We start from the raw sequence: 6,161 nt of genomic DNA, 5'->3' as shown, positions 1-6,161 counted from the left end.
GGCATTTAATTCGACTTTTTCATGATCCTTAGCCTGTAAAGCTTGTAGTATCGTTCCAAAAACTGTCCGGAGTATTGTAATACCAATTTAATGTGAAGTTGCACATATCTCGATCCCCCTCGCATCTCCCTGATAGTCGGGGGAAGAAAGATCGGACTCTTGTCCCCCCCCGGACGCGGGGGGCGCCAGGGTGATCGGATTCTACGGGGCCTCATAAAAAATTGGTATTAGCCGCATTCAGATCCATTGCTTTAATGAAACCATCTTTTCCGTCCATGTACCCTTGAATATTATCAGGGTATTTTTGGGCAAGTTTTCTCTTTAGTTCGCTGTATTGCTGCGCGTCTTCAGGATGGGAAATCATATAATCTCGAAACGCTAAATGGCGCTCTATCTGCGCTGAGTTCACTTCAAACCCGTGAACGTGGTGTGTTCTAATCCCTGCTTCATTACCCTTGCGAAAAAAACGACGGCCCGATATCCCAAACTCACCCATTGCTTCATAACCTAATGCCTCAAGTGCTGAACTCTGTACATCAACTTTAGTAATATCTTTAACCTCAACTAACATATCGATGATCGGCTTTGCATGAATTTGTGGAATGGCTGTGCTACCAATATGATGTATAGCAACCACATTGTCCCTAAGTGCAAGTGCAATCAGTTTCGACTCAGTTTCAAAGGCGCTGCGCCAATTTGGATCGTGCGGCACGACTTCTACTTTGAAAAAACCTACTTTTATTGACATGGCTGATAATTATTTGCTTTCTTTGTCATCTCATTGATTTACGATCGCATTTAACCGAAACAGATTTTATTAGGCCTCATTTTTTACGGGTTGCGCCCAAAGCTATTAAACATACGGACAACGGGGAGGAACTGACTGTTTGGGAGAGAAATTTCAAACCGCTCAATCACCTGATAGTCAAATTTTGTGTAAAATGGCTCTCCCGCTAGCGTTGCAATCATCTCAACTTCCTTAAATCCAGCACGCTCAGCAGCCAGTTCACATACTCGCATAATCTGACTTCCAATTCCTCGACGTGCCTATGCTGGATGAACAAAGAATGCACGAATCTTTGCCGAGTCGCTGTCTGGGTTGAGCAGGCTGTCTTCTGGATTATTTTTGCCTGAATCACCTCCATAAAGCGTTTTACGCTTACTCCAACCACCGCAACCAACAATTTGGTGATTGTTCTGAGCAACAAAGTATGTTTGGTCTTGAATCAGTTGACTGTCAACCCCAAAAACTATGCCCAGTGCGCCTTCAATCTGCTCTGAACTATAGTAGCCTGCTTGCAAAGCTCTAGCAGAATCAGGAATTAAAGTTGTCAGCTTAGGAATGTCTTCTAAGGAAGCTAATCGAATACAAAAATCCATTGAACCGATCGGCTAAACAAATCGCTCTCCCAGTTTGTCACATCCGTGAAAGCGGCAATGCAGCGATCGCCCGTTAGCGAAGCCCTCGAAGAGGATCGCCCACCCCCAGCTTTAAGCCAACACCCAAATATCGAACCCTCCCCCTTTCTTAAACTTTGTGGCAGGCTATGATTGACGGTTGGCAGCTTTTGAGAATCTAAATGCTAAACACAAATACAATTATTTCCAGCCTGCTGTTATTTATCCCAGTTTCCATCGCCGGACACTTTCTCGGCTGGGAATCTTCCACAATCTTCATCACCTCGGCTTTAGCCATCATCCCCCTAGCCGCCTGGATGGGGACAGCCACCGAAGAAATCGCCGTCGTCCTCGGTGCCAACTTGGGGGGTTTGCTGAACGCTACCTTCGGAAATGCCACCGAACTGATTATCGGCATCGTCGCCCTCAACGCCGGACTAATAGATGTTGTCAAGGCCAGCATCACCGGTTCAATTATGAGCAACCTGCTGCTGGTGATGGGATTTGCGATGCTGCTGGGCGGCTTGCGCTACAAAGAACAAGAATTTCAGCCGATAGTCGCCCGGTTGAACGCTTCCGCGATGAACTTAGCCGTGATTGCCATTTTGGTGCCGACGGCAGTTAATGCCACCTCTACGGGCATCCCTCCGGAAACTATGCAGAACCTCTCTAGCGCTGTTGCTATAGTCCTGATTGTCGTCTACGTGCTGACGCTGCTGTTTTCGATGAAAACCCACAGTTATCTGTACGATGCAGGGGTGGCAGAAATAGAAATGCTTGAAGAATTAGCCGAAAGTAACTTAGCACCAGACAGTCCTGACCACAAAGTCAATCTGCCGCTGTGGATTGGGGTGCTATTGGCCTGTACCCTGATGGTAGCTGTCGAGTCGGAACTGTTGGTGGGTACTCTGGAAGAAGCGACGGCGCGTTTGGGGCTGACATCATTGTTTACCGGGGTGATTTTAGTGCCGATTATTGGCAATGCGGCTGAACATACGACGGCGGTGACAGTGGCGATGAAAAATAAAATGGATTTGTCGGTTTCTGTGGCCGTGGGTTCCAGTTTGCAAATTGCTTTGTTTGTTGCCCCGGTGTTGGTTTTGGCAGGTTTTGTCTTGGGCAAACCGATGGACTTGAACTTCAACCCGTTTGAACTTGTAGCGGTTGCGGTGTCGGTGCTGATCGCCAATTCTATCAGTTCTGACGGCAACTCTAACTGGCTAGAAGGTACTTTGCTGTTGGCCGCTTATACGGTTTTGGCACTGGCGTTCTACTTCCATCCGGTAATTGAGGGACTTGTTTAAAAGGCTTTCTTCTGCTGAAGGAAGAGGGAAGAGGGAATCAGGAAGAAGGCAGATTTTTTCACTTTCTCTCTCCCCCACTCCCCTACTCTCACTTCTTTCTTCGAGAGTGGTGGTTGCGATCGTACAATTGAAATGTGGCTGCTCTCTAGTTATTAGTTCTGGTCTGTTTGTACATTATGTGCTCTCATCAGGGATTGGTGACCTCGATCGGCTGTGACAAACAACAACACCTTTGGCCTCAACCCGATCATTAGATCGCAGTGCCCCCGGTTATACAAAAACACGGGATTCTGAAGTCAAGCGAGACTAAAGCCTCCCTTGACTTCAGAGACGCTGCAAGATTTCAATCAAGGGTGCTCATGAGTCTTTTACTAGGTGTGCTACGATCGTCATAAGTTGAAAATTGAGTTGGACTAAATAGCCAAAAAGTTCACCAAAGTTAGTCATACTTAACTTGACTGATTAACATTCTGGGCGGTATGATTAAATCAATGCCGAAAAAAAGGCTTAATTATCTGGGAGAGTCAACCGAGCATGCAAGTCAAAAATGACCAGCCTGTCACAAGGTCGAACGGGAGTCCGCGTTTCGTTAAATTGGTTGAAAATAGTGGATGACTCATGGCTAAAAGCTTCAACTAAAATTAATTCAATTAGGGTGGGCTACATCCGAATTAACGCCTGTGGACAAGAAAGAGCCGACTCCCTTGGGTGAAGCAGGAAACAGACCCTTCAGGAGTAATTCTGATTGAATGGTGAGGCTTAAATAAGTTTAGCCAAGTTATCTGTAGCAGTAAACGACGGTCGATTTAAAACTGACCAGCCTATAAAAAGGTCGAACGGGATACCACGATTCGTTAAATTGGTTAAAAATAATGGTTAAACAATGGCTAAAAGCTTCCACAATAATAAATAGTTGTACAGATTTCAAAAATAGGGTGCTGCTCCACCCGAATTAACGCCTGTGGACAAGTAAGAGCCGACTCTCTTGGCAGAAGCAGGAATCAGACCCTCTAGAAAATACTTCTAGTTGAATGGTGAAACTTAGATAAGTTTAGCCAAGTTTTGTATAGCAGTGTCAAAGTAAAACTTGATAGAGCAACCTCAATCAGGGTTATGTGGCTTCTGTGAGTTATTGCCTCAATCCCAAATGCCCGAATCCCTCCGATCCAGCCAACTCTGGCAAATCCGCGTGTATCCACTGCGGGTCAGAACTTTTGTTGCAAGGTCGATATCGGCTAGTCGCGCCTCTCGGAGGCGGTGGCTTTGGTAGAACATTTGAAGTGGACGACAACGGCGCCCGAAGAGTGCTCAAAGTCCTGCTCAAAGAACATCCCAAAGCTGTAGAACTGTTTAAGCAAGAAGCCGACGTATTGGTCAGGCTAAGACATCCAGGTATTCCAAAAGTCGATCGCGACGGTTATTTTACATTTACGCCAGCTCACAGCACAGAGTCTTTTCACTGTCTGGTGATGGAGAAAATTGCTGGGGCCAATTTGCAAGACTGGCTGAAACATCGGGGCCGCCCCATCAGTCAAGAACAAGCTGTGAACTGGCTCAAACAACTGTCGGAAATTTTAGACCAAGTTCACCGCCTCAACTATTTCCATCGGGATATCAAGCCGCACAATATTATGTGCAAGCCAAACGGGCAGTTAGTGCTGATTGACTTCGGGACTGCTCGGGAAGTGTCGGCGACTTATTTCGCTAAGGTGGGCCAGGGGCAAAATGTGACTGGTATTGTTTCCCCCGGCTACACGCCGCCGGAACAAACTAATGGCAAGGCTGTTCCGCAGTCAGATTTTTTTGCTCTGGGGCGCACTTTTGTTTATTTGCTGACTGGGAAGCCGCCGACAGCGTTTCCAGAGAACCCGCGCACGGGCAGATTAATGTGGCGCAAAGGAGCTCCTCAGGTTTCCGACGCCGTGGCTAATGTGATCGATTACCTGATGGCGCCTTTTCCGGGAAATCGACCTCAAAGTCCGCAGATGGTTTTGCAGTGCTTGGAGGAAATTAATCTTGACGGCGCGGAAAGTCAGTTGCCGACTCAGTTGCCGACGACCGGGCAAACTAAACTTCGCGCAACTTCCGGGGCGTCTGAGGCGAAGAAGCAGACTTCTGTAAACAGGCTCAGACCTCTGAATTCGGGATTGAACAAGACCGGCAAAGAGGTTTTTGATTGGAAAAAGAAGTTGCTGGCGGGCACTGCTGTTTTGATGCTGGGTATTGGCGCGTCTCAAATTTACGGTTCGCTGCGTTACGGGGTGTTTCCGGCAAACCCGGTGTGGCTGCTTTCTACTTTACCTAGCACTCAGTTTTTGCAAAGAAGTTTGGATAATGTCGGGAGTGTAAATGCGATCGCCCTGTCGCCTGACGGTCAAACTTTGGTGAGCGCAAGCTTTGGGACGATTAGAATTTGGAATGTGAGGACGGGACGCCTGGTGCGGACTCTCAATTCGGTGCATTCTAAAAAATCGGTCAAAACGCTGGCGGTGAGCCCGGACAGCTCGATTTTGGCCAGCGGCGGCGACGACAATAATGTGATTCTCTGGGATTTGAAGACGGGGCGGCGGACGCGGACGATTGCCGCTCACACAGCCGCCGTCAACGAGATCGCTTTTAGCAGGGACGGTCAAACTCTCGCTAGCGGCAGCGATGACAAAACTATTCGCTTGTGGAATGTCAGAACCGGCAGCAGGTTGCGGACTTTGAGCGGCCACGCCGGAGGAGTAAACACCATCGCTTTGAGCCGAGACGGTCAAACTCTCGCTAGCGGCAGCCAGGACAAGACTGTGCGTTTGTGGAATCTCGCCACCGGAGAAGTCAGAAGAATTATCACAGGTCACCGGGGCCCGGTTACTGCTGTGGCTTTTAGCCCGAACGGGCAAATTGTGGCTACTGCTAGCACCGACAATACGATCCGTTTGTCGAACGTGCAAGACGGGAAGCGCACCCGCACTTTTAAAGGGCATTCGAGCTGGGTGAGGACGATCGCCTTTAGCCCGGACAGCCGTACTTTGATCGGCGGGGGCGGAGATATTATAGTTTGGGATTTGAAGACAGGAAAAGAAAGAAGCACTCTTTCTGGTCACAGCCAGTTTGTGAGTTCGCTTGCTATTTCCAGAGATAGCAAGACTTTTGTGAGCGCCAGTCCCGATCGCACTATTAAGATTTGGCGAATGCCATAGTCCTAATATTTTAGATTTTAGATTTTACATTGAAGAGTCGAGGCGATCTAGAAATCCCATCCCGACTCCGACGTGGAAGTCTGGGCATTGCCCGCCCTACAACTGTTACTTGCCGCAATTGGCAAAAGTAGAAAACAGGTTAAATTCTGTAACCCTCCACGCTTGCCACGTCTGCGCCCCAGCAAAAAGACTGTACCTAGGGCTTGCTGAAAAAGTAAGAAAACAGCATTTAGAAAGATGAATGAACTCGCGAATCCCTTGATAATATAAGCTT

General features: G+C 47.9%; 6 protein-coding genes. 2 read left to right on the top strand and 4 right to left on the bottom strand.

The annotated features are described in order from the left end of the window. Positions 1 to 211 precede the first annotated feature (211 nt). The 3 genes from QUA74_RS29005 to QUA74_RS28995 all read right to left on the bottom strand — a co-directional run bounded on the left by QUA74_RS29005 (position 212) and on the right by QUA74_RS28995 (position 1,380). On the bottom strand, positions 212 to 748 hold the full coding sequence (locus tag QUA74_RS29005) for a GrpB family protein (protein ID WP_333336103.1): 537 nt from the start codon (positions 746 to 748) through the stop codon (positions 212 to 214). 83 nt (positions 749 to 831) lie between these two features. Then, the gene (locus QUA74_RS29000) at positions 832 to 1,020 is read right to left on the bottom strand and encodes a hypothetical protein (RefSeq protein WP_333336100.1); all 189 of its coding nucleotides are present in this window, start codon (positions 1,018 to 1,020) and stop codon (positions 832 to 834) included. A gap of 27 nt (positions 1,021 to 1,047) precedes the next feature. Continuing rightward, positions 1,048 to 1,380, bottom strand: a complete 333-nt coding sequence (locus tag QUA74_RS28995) for a hypothetical protein (RefSeq protein WP_333336097.1) — start codon at positions 1,378 to 1,380, stop codon at positions 1,048 to 1,050. 200 nt (positions 1,381 to 1,580) lie between these two features. On the opposite strand from QUA74_RS28995, the gene cax reads away from it, so the two are divergent. Together cax and QUA74_RS28985 are read left to right on the top strand one after the other, a co-directional pair. Further along, complete coding sequence (gene cax / locus QUA74_RS28990) at positions 1,581 to 2,702, top strand: calcium/proton exchanger (RefSeq protein WP_333329390.1); 1,122 nt, start codon at positions 1,581 to 1,583, stop codon at positions 2,700 to 2,702. 1,115 nt (positions 2,703 to 3,817) lie between these two features. Next, positions 3,818 to 5,887, top strand: a complete 2,070-nt coding sequence (locus QUA74_RS28985) for a serine/threonine-protein kinase (RefSeq protein WP_333336094.1) — start codon at positions 3,818 to 3,820, stop codon at positions 5,885 to 5,887. 47 nt (positions 5,888 to 5,934) lie between these two features. On the opposite strand, the gene QUA74_RS28980 is transcribed toward QUA74_RS28985, so the two are convergent. Further along, the coding region (locus tag QUA74_RS28980; protein ID WP_333336092.1) for a hypothetical protein at positions 5,935 to 6,161 on the bottom strand (227 nt) is incomplete at its 5' end.

This window comes from Microcoleus sp. LAD1_D3, from assembly GCF_036702135.1.
In the GTDB taxonomy this organism is placed as follows: domain Bacteria; phylum Cyanobacteriota; class Cyanobacteriia; order Cyanobacteriales; family Microcoleaceae; genus Microcoleus.
Note: the sequence above shows the minus strand (reverse complement) of the source record. Positions and strands in the feature narration are given on the sequence as shown.

Bases quoted from the DNA above. Each gene is read 5' to 3' on its own strand.
- QUA74_RS29005 (WP_333336103.1), bottom strand. From the start codon at position 748: ATGTCAATAAAAGTAGGTTTTTTCAAAGTAGAAGTCGTGCCGCACGAT.
- QUA74_RS29000 (WP_333336100.1), bottom strand. From the start codon at position 1,020: ATGCGAGTATGTGAACTGGCTGCTGAGCGTGCTGGATTTAAGGAAGTT.
- QUA74_RS28995 (WP_333336097.1), bottom strand. From the start codon at position 1,380: ATGGATTTTTGTATTCGATTAGCTTCCTTAGAAGACATTCCTAAGCTG.
- cax (WP_333329390.1), top strand. From the start codon at position 1,581: ATGCTAAACACAAATACAATTATTTCCAGCCTGCTGTTATTTATCCCA.